Genomic DNA, 404 nt, shown 5'->3' on the forward strand with positions numbered 1-404 from the left:
AACTCGCTGATGGCCACCACCGAGTTCAGCATGGGTCCAAGTGAATTCGGGCTCCTCGGCTCGATTATGGCGGTGGGCACCCTGGCAGGCGCACTCCTGGCCGCGCGCCGCTCCGGCCCGCGGCTGCGGTTCCTGCTGGGCGGCGCGCTGGGAATGGGAATCTTCACGATCCTGGGCAGCGTTGCGCCGTCATTCTGGGTCTACGCTGCCATCCTGGTTCCCATAGGCCTGGCCTCCATCACCTTCCTGAACAGCTGCAACACCAGCATTCAGCTCTCCGTGGAGCCGCAGTTCCGCGGCCGGGTGCTGGCGCTGTACCTGGCCATCCTGCAGGGCGGCACGGCCGTGGGTTCGCCGCTGGTCGGGTGGATCGGCAGCCAGTTTGGCGCCCGCTGGTCGGTGGC

General features: G+C 67.8%; 1 protein-coding gene. It reads left to right on the top strand.

What is annotated here, in order from left to right:
• The coding region (locus tag GVN67_RS29415) for an MFS transporter (protein WP_160000800.1) at nt 1-404 on the top strand (404 nt) is incomplete at both ends.

This window comes from Roseomonas sp. 18066 (genome assembly GCF_902706185.1).
GTDB lineage: Bacteria > Pseudomonadota > Alphaproteobacteria > Acetobacterales > Acetobacteraceae > Pseudoroseomonas.